The following is a 26,564-nucleotide window of genomic DNA, read 5'->3' as shown; positions in this document are numbered from 1 at the left end:
TCGGAGGAATTATGATCAACCCCCCAAGCCGCCGTCAGGCGGCCTCTGCCCTCTTGGCGCTGGGCACCCTGCTGTCAGCCGGCGCCTGCTCGGTCGCGAACAGCGGCCCGGAGCCGTCGGCCGGCGGCGGCGCGGCGGCGAGCACCGTCCGCATCGTGCTGCCCGAGGAGCCGCCCACGCTGGAGCCGTGCGACGCCTCCCTCACCGCGACCGGGCGCGTCACCCGGGCCAACATCACCGAGGCGCTGACGGAGCGTGACCCGAGCTCCGGTCAGCTCCAGCCGGCGCTGTCCACGGAGTGGAAGCAGGACTCGCCCACCGAGTGGACCTTCACCCTGCGCAAGGGCGTGAAGTTCCACGACGGCACCGCGTTCGACGCCAAGGCGGCCGCCTTCTCCATCGAGCGCACGCTCGGCTCCAAGGTCGACTGCAACGTCAACGGGTACGTCTTCGGCGGCATCAAGCTCACGGTGACGGCCGCGGACGACGTGACCCTCAAGGTGAAGACGGCCAAGCCGGACCCGATCCTCCCGCTGCGGTTGTCCTTCGTCGAGATCGTGCCGACCACCACGAACGCCACCGGCAAGGTCCGGGAGCCCGTCGGCACCGGCCCGTACAAGATCGCCAAGTGGGACGCCGGCCGCAGCCTGCGCCTGGAGCGGTTCGCCGGATACTGGGGCAAGGCGCCGGACTTCGCCGCGGCCGAGTACGTCTGGCGTGGTGAGGGCAGCATCCGCGCGGCCATGATCAAGAGCGATGAGGCGGACATCGCCGTCGGGCTCGCCCCCGAGGACGGCGCCGGCGACTCGGCCGTGCAGTTCCCCAACAACGAGACCTCCTACCTGCGCATCGACGCCGCCAAGCCGCCGCTCAACGACGTTCGCGTGCGCCAGGCGATCAACTACGCCATCGACAAGGACGGGCTCGTCGCCTCGGTCTTCGCCGGGCTCGGCAAGCCGGCGGGCCAGCTCGTCCCCGAAGGCGTGACCGGTCACAGCTCGGCCATCCAGCCCTGGCCGTACGACATGGCCCAGGCCAAGAAGCTGATCGCGGAAGCCAAGGCGGCCGGGGTCGCCACGGACACCCCCATCACGATCATCGGCCGGAACGGGATCTACCCCAAGGCCGCCGAGGCGATGGAGGTCGTGCAGAACTCGCTCACCGAGGCCGGGCTCTCGGTGAAGATCCAGATGCTCGACGTGAACGCCTGGCTGGAGTACCTGCTGCGCCCCTTCCCCAAGGATGCCGGCCCCACCCTGCTGCAGGCCCAGCACGGCAACCAGGCCGGTGACGCGGCCTTCACCATGGGCCAGATCTACGGCAGCAAGGGCGCGCAGAGCAGCTTCGGCACCCCCGAACTGGACGACCTGATCAGCGCCGGTGAGCAGGCCTCGGGCGAGGAGCGCCAGACGGCGTTCGCCAAGGCATTGGAGTTCCAGAACAAGGACGTCGTACGCGACGCCGTCCTGGCGCACATGACCGGCATCCTCGCCCTGTCGAAGAAGGTCACCTACAAGCCCAACGCCGCCACGAACGACGAGATGCGCCTCGCCGAGCTGCACCCGGCCGGCTGAAAGGAGCAGGTGTGCTGACCTTCCTGCGGCGTCGCGTCACCTCCAGTGCGATACCGCTGGTCGTGGTGGTTCTCGGCGTGTTCTACCTGGCCCGCCTGACCGGCGACCCGGCGAACCTCTACCTGCCGCTCAGCGCCACCGCTGAGATGCGGGCGGAGTTCGCCGCCCGGCACGGGTTCGACCAGCCGTTGCTCGTCCAGTTCGGTGACTACCTGGCTCAGGTGGTCCGGCTGGACTTCGGCGAGTCGCTGCGGACCGCCGAACCCGCCGCCAACGCGGTGCTGCGGGCGTTCCCCGCGACGCTGCAGCTGGCGGGCGCCACGATGGTCCTGGCGATCCTCGGCGCGGTCGTCGTCGGGAGCTGGGCGGCCTACCGCCCGAACTCCCTGGCCGACCGGGTCGCCAGCTTCACCTCGACGACCGCGGCCAGCATGCCGGATTTCTGGTTCGCCATCATGGGCGTCCTGGTCTTCTCCGTGGCGCTCGGCTGGCTGCCCACCTCGGGCACCGAGGGCGCGGCGGCGTGGGTGCTGCCGGTGCTCACCCTGCTGATCCGGCCGTTCGGCGTGCTGGTGCAGGTGGTGCGCGGGGCGATGGTCACGGCGCTGTCGGCGCCGTACATCAAGGTGGCCCGGAGCAAGGGCGCGAGCGAGCTGCGGGTGGTCTTCGGCCACGCGCTGCGCAACGCCGCGCCGCCCGCGCTCACCGTGGCCGGTGACCTGGCGGTCGGGCTGGTCAACGGGGCCGTGGTCGTCGAGACCATCTTCGGCTGGCCGGGCATCGGCAAGCTGATGATCACCTCGATCCTGCAGCGCGACTTCGCGGTGCTGCAGGCCGCGGTCCTGGTGACCGCGATCACCATCTTCGCGCTGAACATCGTCATCGACGCCTGTTACGCGCTCCTGGACTCCCGAGTCCGTCAGGGGGTGACGGCATGACCAGCCTCGTGGAGGCTCCTCCCGCCGCTCGGCGGATCACCTGGTGGCGGCTGCTGCTGCGGGACCGGTTCGCCTGCCTGGCGGTGGTGATCCTGGTGATCGTGATCGTCGGCGCCGTCGTGGGGCCGATCCTGCTCGGCGACCTGGCCGTGAAGCAGAACCTGCGGGCGGTCAACCGGCCGCCGTTCAGCCTCGACGACGGCTTCGCGTTCGTGCTCGGCAGCGACTCGCTCGGCCGCAGCCTGCTCGCCCGGCTCATCGTGGCCAGCCGTACGACGCTCTCCGTCGCCATCCCGGCCGTGGCGATCTCCCTGGTCGTCGGGTCGGTCTGGGGCATGTGGGCGGGCTACCACCGAGGCTGGCGGGAGAACGTCTCCATGCGCGTGGCCGACGTCATCCTCAGCTTCCCCTCGCTGCTGCTGGCCGTGGTCGTGCTGTACGTCTTCTCCCCCAGCGCCGGGAACATCGTCCTGGTCCTGGCCATCGCCCGCATCCCGGTCTACCTGCGGGCCGCGCGGGCGGAGTCGGCCGAGCTGCAGAGCCGGTTGTTCGTGGACGCGGCGCGGACGTTCGGCACCAAGAGCTGGGCGATCATCGGCAGGCACGTGGCACCGACCGTGCTGCCCACCCTGTTCACCGTCGCGACCCTGGACTTCTGTTTCGTGATGCTGACCGAATCGTCGCTGAGCTTCTTGGGCATCGGCATCCAGCCGCCGGACATGAGCTGGGGCCTGATGGTCGCCCAAGGGCGGCAGGTACTGCAGAGCGCCTGGTGGATCGCCGTCTTCCCCGGAGTCGCCATCGTGGTGACGACCGTCTCGGCGACCGTCCTCGCGTCCTGGGCGCGCCTGGCCATGGACCCCGGCCAGCGGTGGCGGCTCACCCTGCCCCGCTCTCGCCGCAAGAACTCCCGCCCTGAGAACAAGGAGGTGCGCGCGTGAGCGAGTCGAACAGCACGGAGGCCGGGCGCCCGGTGCTGGAGGTGGATCGGCTGGCGGTCGACATCCGCACCCCTTCCGGGACGGTACGCGCCGTACGCGAGGTCAGCTTCTCCGTCCGCTCCGGTGAGACACTGGCGCTCCTGGGCGAGTCGGGCTGCGGCAAGAGCATGACGGCGCAGGCCATCGTCGGCCTGCTCGACCCGGTGGCGCATGTGGCGGGCGGCGCCGTACGCCTGGACGGCACGGACATCCTCACCCTGCCGCCGGCGCAGCGCAGGCGGCTGGCCGGGCCCGGCCTGTCCATCGTGTTCCAGGACGCGCTCACCGCGCTGAACCCCGTACAGACGGTCGGCGCCCAGCTGGCCGAGCCGTTCAGGATCCACGAGCGGCTTTCGCGCCGCGCGGCGCGCGAGCGGGCTGTCGAGCTGATGGAACGGGTCGGCATCCCCGAGGCCGGCGCCCGGGTGAGCGCCTATCCGCACCAGTTCTCCGGCGGCATGCGTCAGCGGCTGCTCATCGCGCTGGCGATGGCCCTGCACCCCAAGGTGCTGCTCGCCGACGAACCCACCACCGCCCTCGACGTCACGGTGCAGGCCCAGATCATGGAGCTGCTGCGCGAGCTGCGCACCGAGCAGCAGACGGCGCTGATCCTGATCACCCACGACCTCGCGGTGGTGGCCGAGCAGGCCGACCACGTGGCCGTCATGTACGCGGGAAACATCGTCGAGACCGGGCGGGTGGCGGACGTGTTCGCCCGGCCGCGCCACCCGTACACGCGCGGGCTGCTCGACTCGGTGCCCGCCGAGGTGGCGCGCGGCGTCACCCTGAAGTCCATTCCGGGCAGCCCGCCCGACCTGCACTCGGTGCCCTCGGGCTGCGCCTTCCGCGCGCGCTGCCCGATGGCGAGCGACGTGTGCGCGGCGGAGCGTCCCGTCCTCGTCGAGGCCGGACCCGGTCGTCTGTCCGCGTGTCATCACTGGAAGGAGCTGACCGATGACTGACACATCCGCTGTGGAGGCGCCCCTGCTGGACGTGGCAGGGGTGAGCAAGACCTTCCACGTGGCCCGCGGTGCCTCGGGCAGCAACCGGCTGCGCGCGCTGGACGGGGTCGACCTGCGGCTGGCCCGCGGCGAGACGCTGGGCCTGGTCGGGGAGTCCGGCTGCGGCAAGTCGACGCTCGCCCGGGTGCTGCTCATGCTGGAGCGCCCGGACCAGGGCCACGTCAGGTTCGAGGGGACGGACCCGTTCGCGCTGCGCGGCAAGGAGCTGCTGAAGTGGCGGCGCCGGGTGCAGATGGTGTTCCAGGACCCGTTCGCGTCACTGAACGCCCGGCTGTGCGCCGAGGACATCGTCGGCGAGCCATGGCGGACGCACCGTGACCTGGTGCCGGTGAAGGAGCGCGGGAAGCGGGTGGCCGAACTCCTGGAGATGGTCGGGCTGCGGGCGAGCGACGCCCGCCGCTACCCGCAGGAGTTCTCCGGCGGTCAGCGTCAGCGCCTGGGGATCGCCCGCGCGCTCGCCCTCGAACCGGACGTCATCGTGTGCGACGAACCGGTGTCGGCGCTCGACCTGTCGGTCCAGGCGCAGGTGCTCAACCTGCTCACCGACCTGCAGGCCCGGCTGGGCGTGTCGTACGTGTTCATCTCCCATGACCTGTCCGTCGTCCGCCATGTCGCCGACCGGGTCTCGGTCATGTACCTCGGCAAGATCGTCGAGACGGGGCCGACGAAGCAGGTGTTCGACCAGCCGCGCCATCCGTACACCGCCGCGCTCATGTCGGCGGCGCCGGTCCTCGACGTCACCGTGGGGGCTCGGCGGGAGCGGATCCTGCTGCAGGGCGAGGTGCCCTCTCCGCTCGACCCGCCATCGGGCTGCCGGTTCCGTACGCGCTGCTGGAAGGCTGAGGACGTCTGCGCCCAGGTGGTGCCGCCGCTGGAGCCGTACGGTGACGACCCGCCGCACTGGGCCGCGTGTCACCTCCCGCTCCAGGAGGTCGCGGAACCCGGTTGATGAGACCGTTGCTGGGGTGAGACTCTCAGGCGCTCGGTCACCTGACGATCGCTCCTGTCCACCCAGCTAACGGCGACACAGCCGGAGGTATCGATGGCGAGATTGACCCTCATCCATCCTGATGACGCGACCGGGGACGCGGCCGAAGTACTCGCGGCCCTACCGGTCAAGCTCAACATCTTCCGCATGCTGGCGCATGCGGAGTCGTGTGTGCTCCCGCAGGTGCGGCTGGGCACGGCCATCCTCAGCAGCCTCGACCTCGGGCATCGGCGGCGCGAACTGCTGATCCTGCTCGTCGCGCGGATCGAGGGCGGCGCCTACGAATGGCGGCAACATGTGCCGATCGCCCTGGGAGTCGGCGTTCCGCAAGCGCAGATCGACGCCATCGAACACGCGAATCTCGACGACGAGGTCTTCGACGACGCGGAGCGGGCGCTGCTCGCGTTCGGGAAGCAGGTGATCGAGGCCGTCCGGGTCGAGGACAGCGTGTTCACGGAGGTTCGACGACACTTCTCGGAGCGGGAGATCGTCGAGGCTATCCTGGTGATCGGCTTCTACATGACCATGGCACGGTTGACCGAGGTGACGGAGACCGATCTCGACCCGGCCTCGGGAATGACCGTGTTCGACTCCTTCCAGCCCCGGGACACGTCCGCATGAGCCTCGTCGGCGCCTTCGGATCGCTGGTGGCCGGGGCGCCGACAGGTACTCGCCGCCGCGGGGAGCACTCGCAGGACATATCCTTGACCCGTCAACAAAATTCGCAACGCGGCGGACCGTAGACATCTCCGCGTCCCCGCTCTGGAGACGAACATGACCGATCGTGCCGACCAGATCATCGACGCGCTGCGCAGCGGCCACGATCATCTGGCCACGCTTGTCCGCGGCCTCGCGGCCGACGACCTCACCCGGCCGTCCGGCGCGTCGGAGTGGGACGTGTCGCAGGTGCTCAGCCACCTGGGCAGCGGCGCCGAGATCAACCTGGCCGGCCTGGAGGCCACGCTCAGCGGCACCGCCGGCCCGGACGGAGACTTCAACAAGTCGGTCTGGGCCCGCTGGGACGCGATGTCCCCGGCCGAGCGGGCCGAGGGCTTCCTGACCGCCAACGAGGCGCTGGTCAGCCGCTACGAGAGCCTCGACGCGCAGACGCGCGAGGAGCTGCGGATCAACCTCGGCTTCCTGCCGGTCCCCGTGGACGTCGCGACCGCGGCGGGGCTGCGGCTCAGCGAGTTCGCTCATCACTCGTGGGACGTCGAGGTCGCCTTCGACCCGGCGGCGACCCTGGCCCCCGCCGCGGCCGGGCTGCTGCTCGACCAGGTGGGCATGCTCATCCACTTCATCGCCAAGGCCGACGCCCTCGCCGGACGCCAGGTCGGCGTGGCCATCCGGACCACCTCGCCCGAGCGCTCCTTCGGGCTCGTCGTGGGTGACGCGGTCAGCCTCACCGACGAGCCGGCTCAGCCCGACGCCGTACTCAACGCGCCGGCCGAGTGGTGGCTGCGTCTCACCACCGGCCGCCACTCTCCCGAGCACACACCGAGCGTGGTGACCCTCACGAGCGACAGCCTCACCTTGGACGACCTGCGCCGGATCTTCCCCGGCTTCTGACCCGCCAACTGATTCGATTTTTGACAGGCACGGCCGTCGCCCGATAGACCCGCGTACGTTCCGTTACCATAGGCCGACACACAGTGTCGGACGGAGCAGATGCGCAATCCCCCACGCGAGCTCGCCCTCGTGATCGGCGCGGTGGCCGTGCTCAGCGCGGTCTTCACCGTGCTGGCCGGCATCTACGTCAACTTCGCCACCGACGGCCAGCCCCAGCTCAACCCGGCGCACATCCTGCCCGCGATCGTCTTCGCCTGCCTGGCCGCCGCGCTCCCGCCGCTGGGCGGCCTCCTGCAGTCACGCTGGGCCAACCGCTCGGCGACCGCGACCGATCCGTTCACCGCGCACGACCTGCCCACGTACAAGCGGCTGCTCAAGGACCTGCGCTGGGAGGCGCGCGCGCCCAAGCTCGCCGAGCTCCAGGCGCGGGCCGCCCGGCGGGAACTCGCCTTCGACCGGACAGACCTGGAGAAGGTCACCAAGCAGCGCACCGGCTGGCTCAACGACGTCAAGAGCGCCGAGCCGGTCATCCGGGCCTTCCTCCTGGTGCACGACGTGCCGGACGCCACGGTGGACAAGTGGCTGCGGTCCTACCGCAGGCTGGCCGATCCCCAGCCGTCCCGGCCCGCCCGCCGCAAGAGGCTGGTCATCAGCACGGTGGTGTCGGTGGTGTTCGCGACCGCGGCCTTCCTGGCCTATGTGGTGTACGTCGACACCTACATCCCCGACTCGCTCAAGCGCTCGAACGTGCTGATCCTCTCCCTGTACGCACCCGGCAAGCCCCTGGTCGTCAACACCTCCACGACCGCTCCCCCGCACGCCAGACTGGGCGGCTCGGCCATCAACACGGTCCCCACCGAGGCCCAGCGCTGGGACCTCGAACCGGCCAAGCGCGACGGCGCGTTCTTCCACCGGATCCGCAACCGCGTGAGCGAACGCTGCCTGACCCCGGAGGCCCGGCGCGTCACTGAAGGGATCTTTCTCACCGAGGCGGACTGCGACGGCTCCGACGACCAGCTCTGGCGGCTGACCGGCGACCATGCGATCACTATCGCCTCCCCCAGGGGAAACCTGTGCGCCGAGCCCAACCAGAGCATCGCCGACCCAGGCACCCCGCTGATCCTGCTGGCCTGCGCGGCCGACCGGCCCGGCCAGCGCTGGCTGGTCACCACCCGCCCGCCTGATCTCGGCAGCTCGCTGGCCAGCTCGGAGAACGGCGTGTGCCTGGACGCCACGGGCGCCGCGGACCTGATCACGTGGACCTGCCACGGCGGCGTCAACCAGGCGTTCAGCTACCGGCCGAGCGCCCAGGGGACGTACGCGATCACGATCATGGGCGGCTGCCTGACCGCCACCGGCCCACCGGACCGGCGGCGCCCGTCCCGCGAGCCCTGCTCGGACTCCGCCGGTCAGCTCTGGCGCTTCAACTACCGCTCGGCGTACAAGCGGTGGCATTACTGGGAGGTCCAGCACGTCGCCAGCGGCCTGTGCCTGCAACTCGAGCCCGACGGGGCCTCGCTGTCGCTGCGCCCGTGCACCCGCGCGAACGTCCAGCAGTGGCGCACCCCCGACTGGCTGAACCCACCCAACACGCCCACCCACCCCGCCGTCCCGTAACCGCCCAACGAGCCTGCTCGCCCCGCCGTGCCGCGCCCGCCCATCACGTCGTCCTGTAGCTGTGCTCAGCGCGCCTCCCGCCGCAGGCCGCACGGGCGGCCGACCATGAGGGGATGTCGGCCACCAACCGCCTGCCCATCCTGAGCCTGGCGCTGGCCTCGGGCTCCATGGACGCCTTCACCTTCCTCGCCCTGGGCCAGGTCTTCACCTCGAACATGACCGGCAACCTGGTCCTGCTCGGCGTGTCGGCCGGCCGTGGCCGCCTCTCCGAGGCCCTGGGCTCGCTGGTGGCGCTGATCGCCTTCGCCTGCGGCCTGGTGGCCGTGTTCCGGTTCACCGGGGAGGCCACCGGCTGGGCCGCCCGGATCAGGCTGGCCCTGGCCGCCGAGCTGGGCCTGCTGATCGCGCTGGCCATCGCCTGGGCCCTGTCCGGCCCGCACCTCCCGCTGATCGCGACCGCCGCCCTCGCCATGGGCGTCCAGAGCGCGGTGACTCATCGGCTGCGGACCTTCATCGGCTCGACGACGTTCATCACCGGCGCGCTGACCAGCTCGTTCTCCCGCCTCCTCACTCCCGAGGACGGGCAGCCGCACATTCCCGAGCTGGTGGCCGTGCTCTTCGCCCTGGCATTCGGCGCGGCCGCCGCCACGGTGAGCCTGCACCTGCTCCCCGCGGCGGCTCCGGTGATCGCGCTGCTGGCCGTGGCCCTCGCCCTGATCACCGGTACGAGCTGACGCCGCCCGATCAGCTCTCGTAAAGGACCGCGTGCAGCCGGGTGACGAAGGACTTCGGGTCATCGACGAAGCCGACGTGGCCGCCGGGGAACATCGTCGGCTCGATGCCGAGTGCCGCGGCGAGCGCGAGCGAGGTGCGGTCGCAGAGCTGGCCGGCCGAGTCCTCGCCGATGCCGATCACGACGCGGGTACTCGCCGCACGCAGGGCGGCGAAATCGGGCTGCCAGTGGACGGTGGCCCGCATCTCGTGGGCGAACCAGCGGCGTTCGTCCGCGACCTGCTGCGGGTCGCGGTCCCCGCCGAACATCATCCCGATCGCGTCGTCCGGGATGGGGATGTTGGCTTGAGCCATGAACTTCCGCCAGGCCCCTATGACATCACCCGCGAGGTAGGTGGCGATCTGGTCGTCGGTCCCGGCGTAGAGCTGCTCGCGGTCCTCGAGCGGGTCGACCACCGGGGCTTCGTGGGCGATGACGGTGTGGGCCTGCTCGGGGTGGGCCTCGGCGAACGCCAGCGCGGTGACGGCGCCGCCGCTGGAGCCGAAGATCGCGGCCGGGCCGGCGTCGAGGTGGGTCAGGAGCCTGGACAGGTCGTCGGCGCGCAGCTGCGGGGTCGAGTCCTGGTCGGGGTCGTGGAGGGGGCTGCGGTTGATGCCGCGTGGGTCGGTGGTGAGCACGGTGTGGTCGGTGGCCAGCAGCTCGGCCGCCGGGGCGAAGGAGTCGGCGTTCATCGGGGCGCCGACGAGCACCACCAGGGGGCCCTCGCCCCGTACCTCGTAGTACAGGCGGGCGTCAGGGACCTCAAGGGTGTTGTGCATCGGAGTTCTCCTGGTCTGGAGGTTGGTGGTCGGTCCAAGAGGTGACTCCGGTGATGGGGCAGAATCGTCGCTTGTGAGCGAAGTCTTTTCCGCCACGTCGGCGGAGGATGCCGAAGACCTGGTCCGGGCGCGTACCGGGGACGATGCCGCGTTCAACCGGCTCGTGGAGCCGCTGCGCCGGGAGCTGCACGCCCACTGCTACCGCATGCTCGGCTCCACCCACGACGCCGACGACGCCCTCCAGGACGCCCTGCTGCGGGCGTGGCGGGGGCTCGCCCGTTTCGAGGGCCGCAGCTCGCTGCGCTCGTGGCTGTACACCGTGGCCACCCACACCTGCCTGGATACCATCGAATCCAGGGGTAGGCGAGCCCTGCCGATGGACCTCGGCCCGTCCAGTGATCGCGCCGTGCTCGGCGACGCCCCGCTGGCCGACGTCGCCTGGCTGGGCCCCTACCCAGACGCGGGCCTCGGCGCGGGCGGGCCGGCCGCGCGCTACGAGCAGCGCGAGGCCGTCGAACTCGCCTTCGTCGCCGCCCTGCAGCACCTGCCGGGCAACCAGCGCGCGGCGCTGCTGCTCTTCGAGGTCCTCGGGTTCTCCGCCGCCGAGATCGCCACCACGATGAACACCTCCACCACGTCAGTGAACTCCGCCCTGGCGCGCGCCCGCAAGATCGTCGCGGAGAAGGTGCCCGCTCCGACCCAGCAGCGGACGTTGCGCCAGATCGACGACGCCAGGGTGCGGGAGATCGTCGCCGGTTACTCCACCGCGCTCGAACGCGGCGACGCCGACGCCCTGGTCGCGCTCCTGACCGAGGACGTCACCTGGTCGATGCCGCCGCTGCCGCACTGGTATCACGGCCTGGCGGCCGTCGCCGACTTCGCCACGCGGATCCCGCTGACCGCCTGCGGCAGCTGGCGGCACCTGCCGGTCACCGCGAACGGCCAGCCCGCCGTGGCCTGCTACCTCCGGAACGACGGCTCCGGCCCACACCTCGCCTGGTCGATCAACGTACTGACCCTGCGCGGCGAGCGCATCCGCGAGGTCACCTCGTTCGTCGGCGCCGAGCACTTCACGCCCTTCGGGCTGCCCGCCGCACTGCCCTGAGATGCTCAGGGGCGCCGATGGCGGTAGTGGTGGACGGCCAGGGCGACGGCGCACGCGATGGTGGCGAGCCCGAATCCGATGCCGACGAAGACGTTGGGGCCGATGTTCGAGGTCACTATGTTGAGGACGGCGCTGATCGCGAGCAGGAGCCACAGCACGGGACGGAACATCCCGCGCCGAGCGTCGGCGGACTGTGCCGGACGGGCTGCCTCGGAGACGTTCAGGATGTCGGACATGAGGTGCTCCTCACTCGATGGGCTGTCACACATCGAAGCTACGGACGATCACCGCTGACGACGATCCCACTAACGGGACAAGCCGGGTACAGCAGGCTGTACTCCTCGGCCGATGATCTGCCGACCGCCCAAGTGATGCCCTATTGTCCTGGGCTGAGGAGGCGCCGCCCGGGCGATCTCCTGGGCCAGGGAGGTGCCGCATGCCGACCGACGACCCCACGACCGGCCGGCGGGCGGCCTGCTGGGACGCGTTCGCCCTCGCCCGTGCCCGAGTCGTCCTGGACGCGCTCGAACGCCTCGTCGGCGGGTTCGGCACCTCGTTCCTGGCGTTGATCGCCTTCGCGCTGGTGATCGCCACAGCGGTGACCAGCCTCGTCGGCGTGGGCCTGCTGCTGGCGCCCGTCACGCTGCGCGTGGTGCGGGTCGTCGCCGACCGGGAACGCGGGCGGCTCTCCCGCTGGGGTCCGGAGGTCGTCGGCCCGGAGCCGATACCGCATGGGCTGCGCGCCGCCCTCGCGGACTCGGCCGTACGCGGGGAAGTGGGCTGGGTGGCGACGCATGCCGTCTTCGGGCTGCTTGTCGGAGCGATCGGTCTCTCGCTGCCCCTCTACGCGGTGCGCGACATCCCCTTCCCGTTGTACTGGCGGCTGCTGCCACCGGACGTGGCGGCCACGTCGGCCAGTGGGCTCTGGACCGTGCAGGGCTGGCCCAGCGCCCTCGCCGTCTCCCTGCTGGGCATCGGCTGGATCGTCATCACCGCCACGATCATCCCGGGAATGGCGCGGCTGCAGGCCTGGCCCGGTCGGCGACTGCTGGCGCCCGTCTCCGGAACCGACCTCGCGCTGCGGGTCGTACAGCTCACCGCGACCCGCGCCGCCGCGCTCGACGCGCACTCCGCCGAACTGCGGCGCATCGAGCGGTCGCTGCACGACGGGACGCAGAACCGGATCGTCGCCGTCAACGTTCTGCTCGGCGCGGCCCGCCGGGCTCTGACCCGCGACCCGGCCAGTGCCGAGGCCATTCTCGAACGTGCGCAGGACGCCGCCGAGCAGGCACTCGCCGAGCTCCGCGGGGTCGTCCGCAGCATCCTGCCGCCGGTGCTGACCGACCGGAGCCTTTCGGACGCGCTCACCGGTCTGGCCACGGCCTGCCCGGTGCCCTGCCGGATCGACGCCGACCTGCCCGTCCGGTGCGCCTCCTCGGTCGAGGCGACGGCCTACTTCGTGGTGGCCGAGACGCTCACGAACATCGCCAAGCACAGCCGTGCCGGGCGCGCCGACGTCCTGGCCCGCCTCCAGGACGACCGGCTCCACCTGCGGATCACCGACGACGGCCAGGGCGGCGCGGACGAACGCAACGGGTCCGGGTTCGTCGGCATCCGCCAACGTACCGAAGCACACGATGGGACATTCATGCTGACCAGCCCACCCGGTGGGCCCACCACCGTGACCGTGAGCCTGCCATGCGGATCGTGATCGCCGAGGACGACCCGCTCCTGCGCGAAGGGCTCGCGCTGCTGCTCCGCGCCGAGGGGATCGACGTCGTGGCCACCGCCGGTGACCCCAGTGGCTTCCTGGACGCCGTCGGGGCCCACAAGCCGGACGTCGCGATCGTCGACGTACGGATGCCGCCGACCCACACCGACGAGGGGATCGTCGCGGCCGTCGAGGCCCGGCGCCGCCAGCCGGACCTGGCCGTGCTCGTGCTGTCCGCCTATGTCGAGCAGGCGTTCGCCACCGAGTTGCTCTCCCATGGCAGCTCCCGCCTCGGGTACCTGCTGAAGGAGCGGGTCGGGCGAGTGGACGAGTTCCTGGCCGCGCTGCATCGGGTGGCGGACGGGGGTACGGCCATCGATCCGGATGTCGTCGCGCAGCTGCTCGTACGCACCCGGCCCGACACCCGGCTGGAGCGCCTCAGCCCGCGCGAACGCGACGTGCTGGCCCTGATGGCCGAAGGTCTGGGCAACGCCGCCATCGCCGAGCGGCTCTTCGTCACTGATGGCGCCGTGCACAAGCACATCCGCAGCATCTTCGCCAAGCTCGACCTGGCGCCCACCGACCGGGCGGACCGGCGCGTCACCGCGGTCCTGCACTACCTGGAGGACGCCAACCGCCGGGTGTGACCCGGATGTCACTTGCTGGGCTGGGGTGTCTCACAGTCGATCTTCGGGTTCATGCCGACATAGTTGAGAGGGCCGGCCACGATCGTCACGGCGATGGTGGCCAACTTGTTGCAGTTGTCGACCGGTCCTGAGTAGTAGTCACGCTGGCCCGCCGCGAAGGCGCCGACGATCAGCCAAAGGATCACCACTACTGACGCTAAGCGCATCGGTTCTACCTCCATCATTCGGCCTTGGTCACCAGTCTCTCCCCCTGGCGAGGCCGAGGAAACGGACAGTTTTCCCACCGTCCGTCACTGAAGCGGGACCTTCGGCGACTTTCTGAGCGGAGGCCCGCCAGTCGTCAGGTCCTTGACCTGGCCGGTGGTGCTGGTGGCCGCCAGAGCGACGGCGAACAGGATGAGCTGGTTGAGCAGCTTGAGAAACACCAGCATCCCCACCGCTCCCGCGACCACCTGGTAGGCGGGGTTGGCCGCGGTGAGGTTGAGGTAGACCTGCCCGAGGGTCTTGAGGATCTCCAGGCCGAACGTGATGACGAGGGCCGGGCCGATCACCCTGCGCAGCGGCAGGTGCAGCCGGGGCGGGGCGGTCAGCAACGCCATGGCCAGCAGGGTGTTGATGCCGAGACCGATGACGAACGCGGCCGCGGACAGCACCCACTGGGCCCAGTCGGCGTCCGTGCCCACCGTGTGGACGGCCAGCCAGCTCAGCAGCCACTCGGCGGCGAAGGCGAGGGCGATCGACAGGAAGAGCAGCACACCGAGCCCGGCCACCACGCCCAGGTCGATGAGCTGGCGCAGGATGAACCTCCCCGGATACTCCTCGATCCGCCAGATCGCCCTGCTGGCCGAGCGCAGGGCGTCCATCCAGAAAAGGCCCGTCAACGGCAGCGCGACGAACGCCACCGCCCCGGCCGTCGCCCGCGCGTCGATCAACGCCTGGACGTCCAGCCGCGGGAAGTTCTCGCTCAGATAGTGCCGCACCGCCTCCAGCACCGGCGGATAGTCCAGGTACCGGCCGAGAATGGCGAACCCCAGCAGGGCGAGCGCGAAGGTGGCGAAGAAGGAGTAGTACGTGAGTGCGGCCGACAACCGGCCGGCGTCCACCTTGTCATAGCGGATCAGTGCCCGGACCAGATGATCCAGCCAGCCATGACGACTTCTCGCCCGAGCCCAAGCCGCCGGCAACCGTCCGAGCTTGCTCACCGTACCGTCCAAAACCGCTCGATCTTCAGGCTGAGCCTCTACCCGGGCGTGCGTCGAATCATCCTGGCCGCACCTTACTGGGCGGCCAGGATCCGTGCCTATCAGGAGCGGAGGTGAGAGGCTGGAAGACGTGAAGCCGGATCGGGGACCCCTCTGGGGGCTGGTGCCACCAACGCTGGCCAAGCTGGCCGCCTGGAGCGCCTGCTTGATCCTCATCGGCTTCGTGGCCAACTACATAGTCAACATCGTGGTGCTGATGCACCTCATCGCCCTGCCGGTCGCGGTCGCGCTGCTGCTGACCGCGCTGCTGTTCCCCCTCACCAGACGGCTGCGCGCGATGGGTCTGCGGCCGATCTACGCCACGTGGATCACCATGCTCGTGGCGTTCGCCGTGGTGGCCGGGACGGGCTGGGTCATCGGCGTCCGGGCCAACGAGGAGTTTCCCGGCCTGGTGAAACAGGTGCAGCAGACCGCCAAGACGATGGAGGGCTGGCTCTACACCGGCCCGCTGCACGTGAAGCCGAACCAGCTCAGCAACTGGGTCGACGACATCGCCAACCTGGTCACCGAACAGCAGCGGCAGATCACCTCGACCGTACTCGCGGGCACCGTGGTGCTGCTCGAAGCGCTGGCCGCGACCGTCCTGCTGCTCTTCGTGACGTTCTTCCTGCTCAAGGACGGGGACCGGATCTGGGCGTGGTTCCTCAAGGCGTTCGGTACGGTCGCGCCACGGGTCGATCGCGCCGGGCGCACGGCCTGGGTCACGCTCTCGCACTACGTACAGGGCACCGTGGCCGTGGCGGCGGTGCACGGCATCCTCATGGGCATCGTGCTCGCGGTCATGGGCGTCCCGCTCTGGGCGGCGCTGGCCGTGCTGATCTTCCTGGCCAGTTTCATCCCGATCGTCGGTATCTTCTTCGCCGGAGCCGTCGCGACGCTGGTCACGCTCGGCGCGAAGGGTCCGATCTACGCGCTCATCTTCGTCGGCATCCTGGTCGTCGAGCAGCAGTTGGAGAACCACGTCCTCCAGCCGCTGATCGTCGGCCGGGCGCTCCACTTCCACCCGCTGGCGATCATCATCGTGCTCTCCGTCGGCGGCATCCTGGCGGGGATCGCGGGCGCGATCGTGGCCGTGCCGATCGCCGCGATCCTGTACCGATCGGTGCCCGAGCTCTTCCGGGACGAACCGCTCCCGCTCCCACCTGTGCCGGAGCCGGAACCACCACCGCACCACGGCAAACCCGCCCAGACCGCCGGCGGACCAACGCTGCCGACCGGGTGACGCGATGATGCGCGGCGGGACTAGGCGCTCGTGGCCAGGAGGATCTTCAGCAGCTCGTCGGGCGCGTCCCGCATCACGTTGTGCCTGGACGCGAGGGCATGCGCGCGCCACGACGGATCGGCCAGCGCCCGCTCGTAGGCCGGCTTGAAGGCCGACTCCCCCTCGCCCTCGGCCGCGTACACATAGTCCTTGCTCCGGAACCGGTCGAGCCCGCCGCGCAGGCGGATCGACTGGATGAGGGAGGCCAGCGGGTGCGGCGTCGCCCGCGGATCGAAGAAGGGCAGCGGCGCGGTCGCGTAGCCGTTCGCGTGGGCGTCGCCGATGTACCAGTGTCGCTGGTCGTCCGTGGCCAAGGTCCAGCAGGAGTCCCCGTCCTCGGGTACGAAGGCGTCGACATAGACCAGACCGTCGACCCGCTCGGGGACGCGGTCGGCGGCACCGGTGATCACCATTCCGCCATAGCTGTGCCCCACCAGCACGACGTCGGTGATCTGCTCGTCCTCCAGGAGGTTCACCACGTCCTCGACGTGCGTGTCGAGGTTGACGGAGGCGTTGAGCAGGTGCTTCCTGGCCCCCAGCCCGGTCAGCGTGATCGGGTACGCCTCGTGGCCGTGCTGCCGGAGCCGGCGCGCCAGCGGTTCGAAACACCACGCGCCGTGGCAGGCGCCGGGAACAAGTACGAAGGTCGTCATCGGGGATTCCTCAGGTAGGTGGCGTACGTCCCCAGCCTCCGGCAGAACGAACCAGAAGTCCAAGAGATAGTACGTCTCCATATGAGAAGGAACAGTTATGGAGGATCAGGCGGTGAGCCGGGCGATCTGCCGTAGCTCGCCGCGGGTCGTCTCGCAGTCCAGCCGCCGGAGTTGGTCCACCACCCGGCCGGCCTGAGGGCTGTACTTGAGCTCCTCGGGGCAGGTCTCCGCCACCTTCCTGAGCATGGCGGTGGCGGCTTCCGGGTTGCGGTCCATGGCGTAGGCCGTGGCCAGGGACAGGAAATAGCGGGCCTGCCGGTCCTTCGCGTACAACCGGTCGGCGTCGACGTCCGCCGCCAGCCGGATGGCCTGCCGGTAGCGTCCCATGCGTGCCGCCACCACCACCGCGTGCAGGTCCACCTCGGCCATGAAGTCCACGCCGAGCCGCCCGCCGAGCTTGCGGGCGCGGTTCAGGAGTTCCTCGGTCCGGAGGAGGTCGTTCTCCTCGGCGGTGGCCAGCGCCGCCGTCAGGTAGCAGGTGCCGATGGTCGACGGGTCGTCCGTGAGCTCGGTCGCGGCCAGGCACAAGCGGCGGGCGTCGGCGTACCTGCCCAGGTGGATGAGGACCTCGGCCAGCTCGGCCCGGGTAAGCGCCCGCAGGTCGGCGGGCGCGGCGGCCACGGCGCGGTCGGCGGCCAGCAGGGCGAGCGGGTGGTGGCCGCAGCCGCGCAGCAGCGTCGCGAACAGCCGGTAGACGTCGGTGAGGTCGGCCGCAGCGGCCTGCCGGTCCTCGGCCTTCGCGTGCTCCGCCGACGTGTCGGCCATCAGGAGGAGGGCGGGCAGGCGACGGCGTAGCTCGGTGTAGCGTCTGGGCGAGCGCCGCCAGATCTCCCACGCCGACGACACGTGGCGGTGGACGCGGTGCACGCTCTCGGTCACCCCGTCAGCGCACAATCTGGGGAACAGCAGTGCCCGGCCGACGTCATCGCATTCGCCGTGGTCGCCCGTGGCCGGCAGTGTTATGTGGCCACCGATGAGTTCGGAAAGGTCGTTGACGCGGAGAACATCGGCGATTCGCATGATGGTGGATAATCGGTCCAGCGGCCTGGCGCCTTTTTCGACCAGCCGGAGCCATTCCTCGCTGCAGCCCACGAGATTCGCCAGAATGCGCCGGGATAGGCCGCGTGCGCGGCGCATGGCCATGATCCGGCCGCCGTCGACCAAGAAATCGCTGGCCATGCCGCCAGATTAGGCGATGAATTCGACGGCCATCGACGGCCATAAATGACCGCCGCTTTGTGCCACCGGGCGCCGAAGAAAAAGCCGCTATCGTATTCGGAGAATCGTGGGATGCCGTCGCGCAACTCCAGTTGGATCCGGGCGGCCCGGCCGGGGTGAGACTGCCGCGACACCGTTCGGCAGGAGGAGACCACGATGACGATCGACGTCGAGTCGATACGGAAGGCATTCCCGTTCTTCGAGACAGCCGCTGACGGCTCCCGTCCACCCGTCTACCTCGACAGCGCCGCCACCACGCAGAAGCCGGCCGTGGTGCTCGACGCCCTCAGCCACTGGTACACGCGCGCCAACGCCAACGTGCACCGTGGTGTCTACCGCCTGGCCGTGGAGGCGACCGAGCTGTACGAAGGGGCCCGGCGCAAGGTCGCGGCCTTCGTCAACGCGCCCCGCACCGAGGAGATCGTCTTCACCAAGAACGCCACCGAGGCCACCAATCTCCTGGCCAACACGCTGATGTGGGGCGACGGGCGGCTCCGGGTCGGTCCCGGCGACGAGATCGTCCTGACCGAGATGGAGCACCACTCCAACCTCATCCCCTGGCGGCTGCTCGCCGAGCGTGTGGGGGCGAAGGTCAGTTATCTGGGCATCACGGACGACGGCCGCCTGGACCTGTCCCGCCTGGCCGAGCTGGTCACGGAGCGGACCAAGGTCGTGGCGGTCGTGCACGCCTCGAACATCCTGGGCACCGTGAACCCCATCGCGCCGATCGCGGCCCGCGCGGCCGAGGTCGGCGCCCTGCTGGTCGTGGACGCGGCGCAGTCGGTTCCGCATCTCGGGGTGGACGTCGCCGCGCTCGGGGCCGACTTCGTGACGTTCTCCGGGCACAAGATGTGCGGGCCCACCGGGATCGGCGTGCTGTGGGGCCGGCACGAGCTGCTGGCGGCGCTGCCGCCCTTCCTCGGCGGCGGCGAGATGATCGAGACGGTCAGTGTGGACGCCATGCACTACGCCGCACCCCCGCTCAAGTTCGAGGCCGGGACGCCGCCGGTGGCGCAGGCGGTCGGCCTGGGGGCCGCGTGCGACTTCCTCTCGGAGATCGGGATGGACGCGGTCGCCGCCCATGACCAGGCACTGATCGAGTACGCGCTGGACCGGCTCGGCGAGGTGCCCGGCATCCGGTTCATCGGGCCGGCGGACACCGTCGACCGGCTGCCGCTGCTCTCCTTCGTGGTGGACGGCATGCCGCTCCAGCAGGTGCGCACGGCCTTGGACGAGGCGGGGATCGCGGTACGTTCGGGCCACCACTGCGCCCAGCTCGCATGCAGCCGCTTCGGCATCCCGGCGGCCATCCGCGCCTCCTTCTACCTGTACAACTCGCCCGACGAGGTCGACGTCCTGGCCACGACCCTGGAGCAGGCGCGCGGCTCCCGGCGGGGTGAACAGACCCCGCACACGGTGTACGACACCCGCCAGGTCCGCCCGTACCAGGAGGTCCTGGTGCCGGGGATCTTCCGGCCCTGGGCGTACCGGCTGGTCGAGGAGCTGGCTCCCGCCCAGGGAGCCAGGGCGCTCGACATCGGGACCGGGCCGGGCACGGTGGCCCGCGTCATGGCGGCGGCGGTGGGCGACGGCGGGGCCGTGGTCGGCACCGACCCGAGCCCGGCCATGCTCGCGCTCGCGCGGGAGGAGCCGCCCGTCAGCGGGGCCCCGATCCAGTACGTCGAGTGCGGCGCGGCCCCCCTGCACGTGTCCGACGAGGCGTTCGACCTGATCACCATGCAGCAGGCGCTCCAGTTCGTCCCGGACCGGCGCGCCGCGGTGGCCGAGATGCGCAGGGCCGCCCGTCCCGGCGCGCGGATCGCCATCGCCACCTGGTCACCGCTCCGCCACAATCCGCTCTTCCGCGCCCTGCGCGACGCGGTGGGCGCCGTGCTCGGCCCCGGACCGGCCGCGTTGTTCGAGGAGCCGTGGTCGCTGGGCGGGGAGGAGGTCGCCGCCCTGGTGGAGGAGGCGGGCTTCGGCCGGGTCGAGCTGCGCGAGTGGACGGTGCCGGTCACCATTCCCGGCGGGCCGGACGCCTTGTGCTGCCTCTTCGACTTCTCGGCGGTCGGGCCGCACATCTCCGTCCATCGCCGGGACCTCTACGCCGCCGTCCGCGCGAACCTGGCCCACTGTACGGACGGGCACGGCGTGCACGCGGAGACCTCGGCGAGCGTGGTGACCGCCCGAGCCTGATCGTCAGCGACCCAGCCCGGCGGATGGCCCCGGTGTCGGGCAGGGTCGCCACACACGCAGCCTCACCATTCCGCCATCGAGCCGTCGTCGTGCCGCCAGACCGGGTTGCGCCAGGCGTGCGGGTGGCGGGCGGCCTGCCGTACCGCCTGCTCGTCGATGGTCACCCCCAGGCCGGGCAGCGTGGTGCGGTGGGCGTGGCCGTCGGTGAAGGTGAACGGGGTGGGGTCGAGGACGTAGTCGAGGAGTTCGGCGCCGCCGTTGTGGTAGATGCCCACGCTCTGCTCCTGGATGAGGAAGTTGGGCGTGGCGAAGCCGATCTGCAGGCTGGCGGCCAGCGCGATCGGGCCGAGCGGGCAGTGCGGGGCGAGTTGCACGTCGAACGTCTCGGCGAGCGCGGCGATCCGCCTGACCTCCGAGATGCCGCCCGCGTGGGACAGGTCGGGCTGGGCCACGGCCAGGCCGGAGGTCAACGGCGGCAGGAAGTCGGTGCGGGAGTACAGGCGTTCGCCGAGCGCGATCGGCACGTCCGTCGAAGCGGTCAGGTCGCGGAGCCGGTGCAGGTGGTCAGGGGCCAGCGGCTCCTCCACGAACAGCGGTTGCAGATCGGCGACGGCGGCAAGGACGCGTCTGGCGTTGGCGGTCGTGGCGCGGCCGTGCAGGTCGATCGCGAAGTCGCGGCCGGGGCCGAGGGCCGACCTGGCGACCTCCGCCCGGCCCACCACGGACGCGAGGTCGGCGGCGGTGAGGGAGCGCGGCATCAGGCCCGAGCCGTTCATCTTGACCGCGGTGAACCCGGCCTCGACCTGCTTGTCGATCTCCTCCCGCAGCTCGCCGGGGTCGTCGCCGCCGACCCAGGCGTAGACCCTGACCTTGTCGCGGACCGGCCCGCCGAGCAGGGCGTGCACGGGCGCGCCGTAGTGCTGGCCGGCGATGTCCCACAGGGCTTGGTCGAGCCCCGCGACAGCGCTGGAAAGTACAGGGCCGCCCCGGTAGAAGCCGCCCTTGGTGAGCACCTGCCAGTGGTCCTCGATCCGCAGCGGATCCTGGCCGAGGAGATATTCACTGAGTACGTCCACCGCGGCCCGCACGACCTCGGCCCGTCCCTCGACGACGGGCTCGCCCCAGCCGACGACGCCCTCGTCGGTCTCCACGCGGCAGAACAGCCATCTCGGCGGCACCGGGAACGTCTCGATCCTGGTGATCTTCACAGCAGTTCCTCCAGGTCGCGCCACGCCTTGTCGAGCAGGTCCCGCATCGCCGCCTCCGCGGCCTCGCCGTCCTGTCTCTCGATGGCCGTCAGCACCGCCAAATGACTGGGTACGGGGTCGTCGCTGCCGCTGGAGCCGTGGACGAGCCGGTCGCGCCCGGCCAGGCCCGCGCCCATGACGACCTCCATGCGGATGAGCAGTTCGTTGTCGCCCGCCGCCAGCAGCGCCCGGTGGAAGTCCAGGTCGGCCGCGACGGGGTCGGCGGCGGACGCCATCGCGTCCAGTGCCTTCCGCAGGGCGTCGAGCTGTTCGGGGGTACGGCGCAGCGCGGCCAGCCGGGCGACCTGGGGCTCGACGATGGAGCGCAGCTCGTGCAGGTCGCGCAGGAATCCCGGGTCGGGGCGCCCGGCGAACTTCCACCGGATCACGTCGCCGTCGAGGAGGTTCCAGTCGGCGCGCGGGCGTACATAGGTGCCGAGCTTGGGCTTGGCCCCGATGAGCCCCTTGGCGGTGAGGACCTTCATCGCCTCGCGCAGCGCCGTCGAGCTGACGCCGAGCCGTTCCTGCAGGACGGTGACGTCGAGACTGTCGCCCGCCCTGAACTCCCCGCCGAAGATCATCGAGGCGATGGCCTCGACCGTCTGCCCGTGGAGCCCGCGCCCGCTGTAGGCCGCCATCACGCCGAGTCCTTCACGATGCTCCAGCCGCCGTCCACGACCACGCACGCTCCCGTGACGAACGAGGCTTCCGGCGAGGCCAGGAAGGCGATCACCGCGGCCACCTCCTCGGGCGTGCCGAACCGGTCGAGCACGGTGGCCCTGACACTGTCCGCCCGGCCCGCCTCGTCCACCCGGTCCCAGGCGGGCGTCATGATCGGCCCGGGCAGGACGCAGTTGACGCGGACGGCGGGGCCGTACTCGACCGCCAGCTGCCGGGTGAGCGCGGTCAGCCCGCCCTTGGCGGCGGCGTACGCGGGGTGTCCTGGCAGGCCGACGAGCGCGTGCACGGAGGAGGTGACCACCATCGCGCCGCCCCTGGTGGCCAGGCCGGGCAGCAGCCTGCGGGCGGCCAGGAAGGTGCCGGTCAGGCCGACGCCGAGCTGCCGGTTCCACGACTCCAGCGTGATCTGGTGCGCGGGCGCCACCTCGGCGACGGCCGCGTTGCTCACGATCACGTCGATCGGACCCCACTCGGCGACCCGTTCCCAGGTCTCCTCCTCGGCCACGTCGCCGCGCAGGTAACCGGCGCCTGTCTGCGGCGGCTCCGCGACGACATCGACCACCAAGACGGACGCGCCCTCAGCGGTCAGCCGCGCCGCCGTCGCGGCGCCGATCCCCGACGCGCCACCGGTCACGACGGCCGTCCTGCCCGCGAAGCGCCCGCTCATGACCCTGCCAGTACGACGACATCATGGGGAGCCAGCTCCACCCCGGCCACGCTCACGGGCCGGTCACCGTGGTTGAGCAGGAACAAGTGCTCCCCACGCCGTACGACCTCCACCTCGTCGGGCACTCCCTGGAGGACAGGCTCGACCTCCGCCAGCCGCAGGGCGTCGCGGACGAGCTCGCGCATGGCCCGCTCGTCCGGGCGCGTGCCGAGGTAGGTGGCGGCGCCCAGGCCGAAGGCGTGCCGGGTGATCGCCGGCGCCCCGGCCAGCGGGCCGCCGGTGTAGGCGGCCAGGACCTCGGCACCTTCCGCCACGACGTGGTCGGCCCACAGGTCCGCGCTCCCGCCCGAGGTCAGGCCCACACTCTCGCCCTCACTGAGCGGCCAGAACTCCTCCACCCGCAGCCCGAGCAGCTCCCGGAAGGCGCCGGGGTAGCCGCCCAGCCGGATACGGTCGCACTCGTCGACGATCCCGCTGAAGAACGACATCAGCAGGTGCCCACCGCCCTCGACATAGCCGCGCAGGTTGGCGGCCGCCGCGTCGGTGCACAGGTAGAGGTTCGGCACCACGACCAGCTTGTACGCCGACAGGTCCGCCTCGGGCGGCACCACGTCCACCGTGACGTTCTCCCGCCAGAGCGGCGCGTAGTGGGCGCGTACCCGCTCGGGAATCTTCAGCTCGCCCGGCCGGGCGTCCAGCTCCAGCGCCCACCAGTTGGCGTAGTCGTGCACGATCGCCACGTCTGCGCGCACCCGCGAGCCCGCGACGCCGGACAGTGCCGCCAGCTCGGCGCCCAGCCCGGCCACCTCGCGGAAGATCCGGTTGTCCGCGCCGCCGTGGGAGACGATCGCGGAGTGGAACTTCTCCGCGCCGCCCGCCGAGGCCCGCCACTGGAAGTACATGACCGCGTCGGCGCCGCGCGCCACCGCCTGGTGACTCCACAGCCGGTTCAGTCCGTCCCGCTTCGGCCGGTTCGGCGGGCGGTAGCTGATCGCGCTGGTCGCGGTCTCCATCATCAGGTAGGGCCGGCCGCCGCCCAGCGAGCGCATCTGGTCGTGGAAGAAGGCCGCGTCGATGTGCGCGCCGGGGTCCTTCGGCTCGGGGTAGATGTCGAGCGCCACCACGTCGAAGTCGGCCGCCCAGGAGGCGTAGTCGGCGACCGGCTCCCACATGCCCATGATGTTCGTGGTGATCGGCACGTCGGGGGTCAACTGCTGGAGCACCGCCCGCTCGGCCCGGTAGCAGGCCAGCAGCGCGTCGGAGCTGAAGCGGCGGTAGTCGAGATCCTGGGCCGGGTTGCGCAGGGTCGGGGCCGCGCGGGGCGGCAGCACGTCGGCCCAGTCGGCGACCCGCTGGCTCCAGAACGTGGTGGACCAGGCGGCGTTCAGCGCGTCGAGGTCGCCGTAACGCTCGCGCAGCCAGGTGCGGAAGTCTTCGGCGGAGACGTCGCAGTAGCACTCCTGGATGTGGCAGCCGTACTCGTTGCCGACGTGCCAGATGGCCAGCGCGGGATGCCCGCCGTACCTCTTGGCCAGCTGGACGGCCAGCCCCACGGCCGCCTCGCGGTAGACGGGCGAGCTGGGGCAGTAGTGCTGGCGCGAGCCCGGCGACAGGCGCACGCCGTCGCGGGTGACCGGCAGCGTCTCGGGGTGCCGGCGCGACAGCCACGCCGGCGGTGACGCGGTGCCCGTGGCCAGGCTGACCTCGATGCCCGCGTCGCCGAGCAGGTCCATGACCTCGTCCAGCCAGCCGAAGTCGTAGACCCCCGGCTCGGGCTCGACGAGGCCCCAGGAGAAGACGCCGAGCGTGACGATGGTGACGCCCGCCTCGCGCATGAGGCGGATGTCCTCGCGCCAGACCTCCGGCGACCACTGCTCGGGGTTGTAGTCGGCGCCGAAATGTACTCGGTCGTGCTTCATCCCTTGACACTCCCTGCGGTGAGGCCCGCCCGCCAGAATCGCTGCAGCGAGGCCATGGTGATGACGAGAAGGAGCGCGGACACCGCTGCGCCGGTGACCGTGAGCTCGAAGAAGGCCGGGTTCCTGAAGGTCTGGGAGTTCCACAGGGCCAGGCCCAACGTGACAGGGTAGAGGTTCTGGTCCGACAGCATCACCAGGGGCAGGAAGTAGTTGTTCCAGATACCGATGAACTGGAACAGGAAGATCGTGACCAGCGCCGGGCTCATGATCTTCAGGCCGATGCTGAAGAAGATGCGATACTCCCCCGCGCCGTCCAGCCGCGCCGACTCCAGCAGCGCGTCGGGGATCGCCGCGTTGGCGTGGATGCGCGCGAGGTAGACGCCGAACGGGCTGACGATGCTGGGCAGCAGCACCGACCAGAACGATCCGGTCAGGCCCGTCTGGCTGAAGATGAGGTACGTGGGCAACGCCAGCACCGTGGCCGGCACGAGCACGCCCGCCAGCACCAGGTTGAACAGCGCCTCCCGGCCCCGGAAGGGGTATTTGGCCATGGCGTAGCCCGCCCCGGCCGACAGCATGGTGGCCACCAGCGCGCCGACGCCCGCGTACAGGAAGCTGTTGAGTATCCAGCGGCCGAACAGCCCGTCGCCGAACAGGCGGGCGAGGTTGGCGCCGAGCTGCGGGTGCGGCGACCACAGACCGAACGTGCCGAACAGGTCGGCGGTGCTCTTGGTCGCGGCGACCAGCACCCAGACGACCGGCAGCAGGAAGTAGACGGCCGCCGCGAGGAGCAGCGCCATGACCACGACGGTGGCCGGCCTCCACCGGTTCACCACGCTCTGTTCCCCTTCCTGTTCACCAGTCGAAGGAAGCCGAAGGAGATCACGAATGCCATGATCGCGATAAGTGTGGCCTCCGCCGAGGCGAGATGGACATCCGCCTGGCCGAAAGCCTGGTTGTACGCCGCCAGGTTGGGCGTGTAGTCGCTGTTGATCGCCGTGGTGAGCGGCTTGAGTATCAGCGGCTCGACGAACAGCTGGAGGGTGCCGATGAGCGTGAACACGGTGATCAGGATCAGCGGCGCGCGTACCAGCGGGATCTTGACGTGCCAGGCGATCCGCAGCTCGCTCGCGCCGTCCACCCTGGCCGCCTCGTACAGCTCCCGGGGGATGGCCTGCAGCCCGGCGATCAGCACGAGCATGTTGTATCCGGCGAACTGCCAGGTGGAGATGTTGGCGATGGCCAGCAGGATCGTGTCGGGGCCGAGGAAGTCGTGCGGCAGGCCCATGGCGGCCAGTACGTCGATGAGCGGACTGGTCTGCGGTACGTAGAGGAAGCCCCACAGCAGCGAGGCGATCACGCCGGGCACGCCGTACGGAAGGAAGAACGAGACGCGGAAGAACGGCCGGAAGCGCGCTCTCGCCGAGTCGAGCAGCAGGGCCAGCGCCAGGGCGCAGACCACCATGGTCGGCACCTCGATCAGGCTGAACACCAGCACCCGGCCGATGCTCGCCACGAACGCCTCCTGGCTCAGCGCGGTGGCGTAGTTGCCGAGCCCGGCGAACTCCAGCACCGGCTCGGTCAGACCGAGCCCGCTGCTGGTGAGCTTGAAGAAGCTCTGGTAGATCGCGTAGCCGATCGGCGCGAGGAAGAACAGCGCGAAGGCCACGAAGAACGGCGCGACCAGGACCACCACGT

General features: G+C 70.7%; 26 protein-coding genes. 14 read left to right on the top strand and 12 right to left on the bottom strand.

Annotated elements, in window-relative coordinates; all coding sequences use genetic code 11:
* Positions 1-11: 11 nt before the first annotated feature.
* From AB0C30_RS04220 to AB0C30_RS04180, 9 genes are all read left to right on the top strand, one after another.
* Positions 12-1,574, top strand: a complete 1,563-nt coding sequence (locus tag AB0C30_RS04220; RefSeq protein WP_357939410.1) for an ABC transporter substrate-binding protein — start codon at positions 12-14, stop codon at positions 1,572-1,574.
* 11 nt (positions 1,575-1,585) lie between these two features.
* Complete coding sequence (locus AB0C30_RS04215; RefSeq protein WP_357939408.1) at positions 1,586-2,512, top strand: ABC transporter permease; 927 nt, start codon at positions 1,586-1,588, stop codon at positions 2,510-2,512.
* The gene (locus tag AB0C30_RS04210; protein ID WP_357939406.1) at positions 2,509-3,453 is read left to right on the top strand and encodes an ABC transporter permease; all 945 of its coding nucleotides are present in this window, start codon (positions 2,509-2,511) and stop codon (positions 3,451-3,453) included. Before AB0C30_RS04215 ends, AB0C30_RS04210 begins: the two co-directional genes overlap by 4 nt.
* The gene (locus AB0C30_RS04205) at positions 3,450-4,454 is read left to right on the top strand and encodes an ABC transporter ATP-binding protein (protein WP_357939404.1); all 1,005 of its coding nucleotides are present in this window, start codon (positions 3,450-3,452) and stop codon (positions 4,452-4,454) included. The genes AB0C30_RS04210 and AB0C30_RS04205 overlap by 4 nt, the downstream gene beginning before the upstream one ends.
* Positions 4,447-5,463 (top strand): oligopeptide/dipeptide ABC transporter ATP-binding protein, encoded by a 1,017-nt coding sequence (locus tag AB0C30_RS04200; RefSeq protein ID WP_357939402.1) that lies wholly within the window; start codon positions 4,447-4,449, stop codon positions 5,461-5,463. The genes AB0C30_RS04205 and AB0C30_RS04200 overlap by 8 nt, the downstream gene beginning before the upstream one ends.
* Positions 5,464-5,556: 93 nt before the next feature.
* Positions 5,557-6,123, top strand: coding sequence for a carboxymuconolactone decarboxylase family protein (locus AB0C30_RS04195; protein ID WP_357939400.1), 567 nt, complete (start codon positions 5,557-5,559; stop codon positions 6,121-6,123).
* Positions 6,124-6,276: 153 nt separating this feature from the next.
* Entirely contained in the window at positions 6,277-7,071 is a 795-nt protein-coding gene (locus AB0C30_RS04190) for a maleylpyruvate isomerase family mycothiol-dependent enzyme (protein ID WP_357939398.1), read from the top strand.
* A gap of 99 nt (positions 7,072-7,170) precedes the next feature.
* Positions 7,171-8,688 (top strand): ricin-type beta-trefoil lectin domain protein, encoded by a 1,518-nt coding sequence (locus AB0C30_RS04185; RefSeq protein ID WP_357939396.1) that lies wholly within the window; start codon positions 7,171-7,173, stop codon positions 8,686-8,688.
* 113 nt (positions 8,689-8,801) lie between these two features.
* The gene (locus AB0C30_RS04180) at positions 8,802-9,422 is read left to right on the top strand and encodes a YoaK family protein (protein ID WP_357939394.1); all 621 of its coding nucleotides are present in this window, start codon (positions 8,802-8,804) and stop codon (positions 9,420-9,422) included.
* Positions 9,423-9,432: 10 nt separating this feature from the next.
* Here the strand turns inward: AB0C30_RS04180 and AB0C30_RS04175 are convergent, their stop codons facing one another.
* Entirely contained in the window at positions 9,433-10,239 is an 807-nt protein-coding gene (locus AB0C30_RS04175; RefSeq protein ID WP_357939392.1) for an alpha/beta hydrolase, read from the bottom strand.
* Positions 10,240-10,312: 73 nt separating this feature from the next.
* On the opposite strand from AB0C30_RS04175, the gene AB0C30_RS04170 reads away from it, so the two are divergent.
* On the top strand, positions 10,313-11,344 hold the full coding sequence (locus AB0C30_RS04170; RefSeq protein WP_357939390.1) for a sigma-70 family RNA polymerase sigma factor: 1,032 nt from the start codon (positions 10,313-10,315) through the stop codon (positions 11,342-11,344).
* A gap of 5 nt (positions 11,345-11,349) precedes the next feature.
* On the opposite strand, the gene AB0C30_RS04165 is transcribed toward AB0C30_RS04170, so the two are convergent.
* Entirely contained in the window at positions 11,350-11,580 is a 231-nt protein-coding gene (locus tag AB0C30_RS04165; RefSeq protein WP_357939388.1) for a hypothetical protein, read from the bottom strand.
* Positions 11,581-11,780: 200 nt separating this feature from the next.
* Between AB0C30_RS04165 and AB0C30_RS04160 the strand changes: the two genes are divergently transcribed.
* Together AB0C30_RS04160 and AB0C30_RS04155 are read left to right on the top strand one after the other, a co-directional pair.
* Positions 11,781-13,055 (top strand): sensor domain-containing protein, encoded by a 1,275-nt coding sequence (locus AB0C30_RS04160; protein WP_357939386.1) that lies wholly within the window; start codon positions 11,781-11,783, stop codon positions 13,053-13,055.
* Positions 13,043-13,702 carry a response regulator transcription factor gene (locus AB0C30_RS04155; RefSeq protein WP_357939384.1) on the top strand — a complete coding sequence of 220 codons (660 nt, stop codon included), beginning with the start codon at positions 13,043-13,045 and terminating at the stop codon, positions 13,700-13,702. Before AB0C30_RS04160 ends, AB0C30_RS04155 begins: the two co-directional genes overlap by 13 nt.
* An 8-nt stretch (positions 13,703-13,710) precedes the next feature.
* On the opposite strand, the gene AB0C30_RS04150 is transcribed toward AB0C30_RS04155, so the two are convergent.
* Together AB0C30_RS04150 and AB0C30_RS04145 are read right to left on the bottom strand one after the other, a co-directional pair.
* Positions 13,711-13,887, bottom strand: coding sequence for a hypothetical protein (locus AB0C30_RS04150; RefSeq protein ID WP_357939382.1), 177 nt, complete (start codon positions 13,885-13,887; stop codon positions 13,711-13,713).
* A 105-nt stretch (positions 13,888-13,992) separates the two neighbouring features.
* Entirely contained in the window at positions 13,993-14,904 is a 912-nt protein-coding gene (locus AB0C30_RS04145; RefSeq protein ID WP_357939380.1) for a YihY/virulence factor BrkB family protein, read from the bottom strand.
* A gap of 130 nt (positions 14,905-15,034) precedes the next feature.
* Here AB0C30_RS04145 and AB0C30_RS04140 point away from each other — a divergent pair, with 130 nt between their 5' ends.
* Positions 15,035-16,186, top strand: a complete 1,152-nt coding sequence (locus AB0C30_RS04140) for an AI-2E family transporter (RefSeq protein ID WP_357939378.1) — start codon at positions 15,035-15,037, stop codon at positions 16,184-16,186.
* Positions 16,187-16,206: 20 nt separating this feature from the next.
* Here the strand turns inward: AB0C30_RS04140 and AB0C30_RS04135 are convergent, their stop codons facing one another.
* Positions 16,207-16,878 (bottom strand): alpha/beta hydrolase, encoded by a 672-nt coding sequence (locus tag AB0C30_RS04135; RefSeq protein ID WP_357939376.1) that lies wholly within the window; start codon positions 16,876-16,878, stop codon positions 16,207-16,209.
* Between the two features lie 105 nt (positions 16,879-16,983).
* Positions 16,984-18,117, bottom strand: coding sequence for a helix-turn-helix transcriptional regulator (locus AB0C30_RS04130; RefSeq protein ID WP_357939374.1), 1,134 nt, complete (start codon positions 18,115-18,117; stop codon positions 16,984-16,986).
* A 195-nt stretch (positions 18,118-18,312) separates the two neighbouring features.
* On the opposite strand from AB0C30_RS04130, the gene AB0C30_RS04125 reads away from it, so the two are divergent.
* Positions 18,313-20,352: a SufS family cysteine desulfurase gene (locus AB0C30_RS04125; protein ID WP_357939372.1), complete on the top strand. Its 2,040-nt coding sequence runs from the start codon at positions 18,313-18,315 to the stop codon at positions 20,350-20,352.
* 62 nt (positions 20,353-20,414) lie between these two features.
* On the opposite strand, the gene dgoD is transcribed toward AB0C30_RS04125, so the two are convergent.
* The 6 genes from dgoD to AB0C30_RS04095 are packed head-to-tail and all read right to left on the bottom strand — an operon-like array spanning position 20,415 to position 26,562.
* Entirely contained in the window at positions 20,415-21,560 is a 1,146-nt protein-coding gene (gene dgoD, locus AB0C30_RS04120) for a galactonate dehydratase (protein ID WP_357939370.1), read from the bottom strand.
* On the bottom strand, positions 21,557-22,237 hold the full coding sequence (locus AB0C30_RS04115; protein WP_357939757.1) for a FadR/GntR family transcriptional regulator: 681 nt from the start codon (positions 22,235-22,237) through the stop codon (positions 21,557-21,559). Before AB0C30_RS04115 ends, dgoD begins: the two co-directional genes overlap by 4 nt.
* Positions 22,237-22,947 carry an SDR family oxidoreductase gene (locus AB0C30_RS04110; protein WP_357939368.1) on the bottom strand — a complete coding sequence of 237 codons (711 nt, stop codon included), beginning with the start codon at positions 22,945-22,947 and terminating at the stop codon, positions 22,237-22,239. Before AB0C30_RS04110 ends, AB0C30_RS04115 begins: the two co-directional genes overlap by 1 nt.
* The gene (locus AB0C30_RS04105; RefSeq protein ID WP_357939366.1) at positions 22,944-24,866 is read right to left on the bottom strand and encodes a beta-galactosidase; all 1,923 of its coding nucleotides are present in this window, start codon (positions 24,864-24,866) and stop codon (positions 22,944-22,946) included. Before AB0C30_RS04105 ends, AB0C30_RS04110 begins: the two co-directional genes overlap by 4 nt.
* Positions 24,863-25,702, bottom strand: coding sequence for a carbohydrate ABC transporter permease (locus AB0C30_RS04100; protein WP_357939364.1), 840 nt, complete (start codon positions 25,700-25,702; stop codon positions 24,863-24,865). Before AB0C30_RS04100 ends, AB0C30_RS04105 begins: the two co-directional genes overlap by 4 nt.
* Positions 25,696-26,562 carry a sugar ABC transporter permease gene (locus AB0C30_RS04095; protein ID WP_357939362.1) on the bottom strand — a complete coding sequence of 289 codons (867 nt, stop codon included), beginning with the start codon at positions 26,560-26,562 and terminating at the stop codon, positions 25,696-25,698. The genes AB0C30_RS04100 and AB0C30_RS04095 overlap by 7 nt, the downstream gene beginning before the upstream one ends.
* Positions 26,563-26,564: the final 2 nt, after the last annotated feature.

Source organism: Nonomuraea sp. NPDC048901, assembly GCF_040649695.1.
GTDB lineage: Bacteria > Actinomycetota > Actinomycetes > Streptosporangiales > Streptosporangiaceae > Nonomuraea.
Note: the sequence above shows the minus strand (reverse complement) of the source record. Positions and strands in the feature narration are given on the sequence as shown.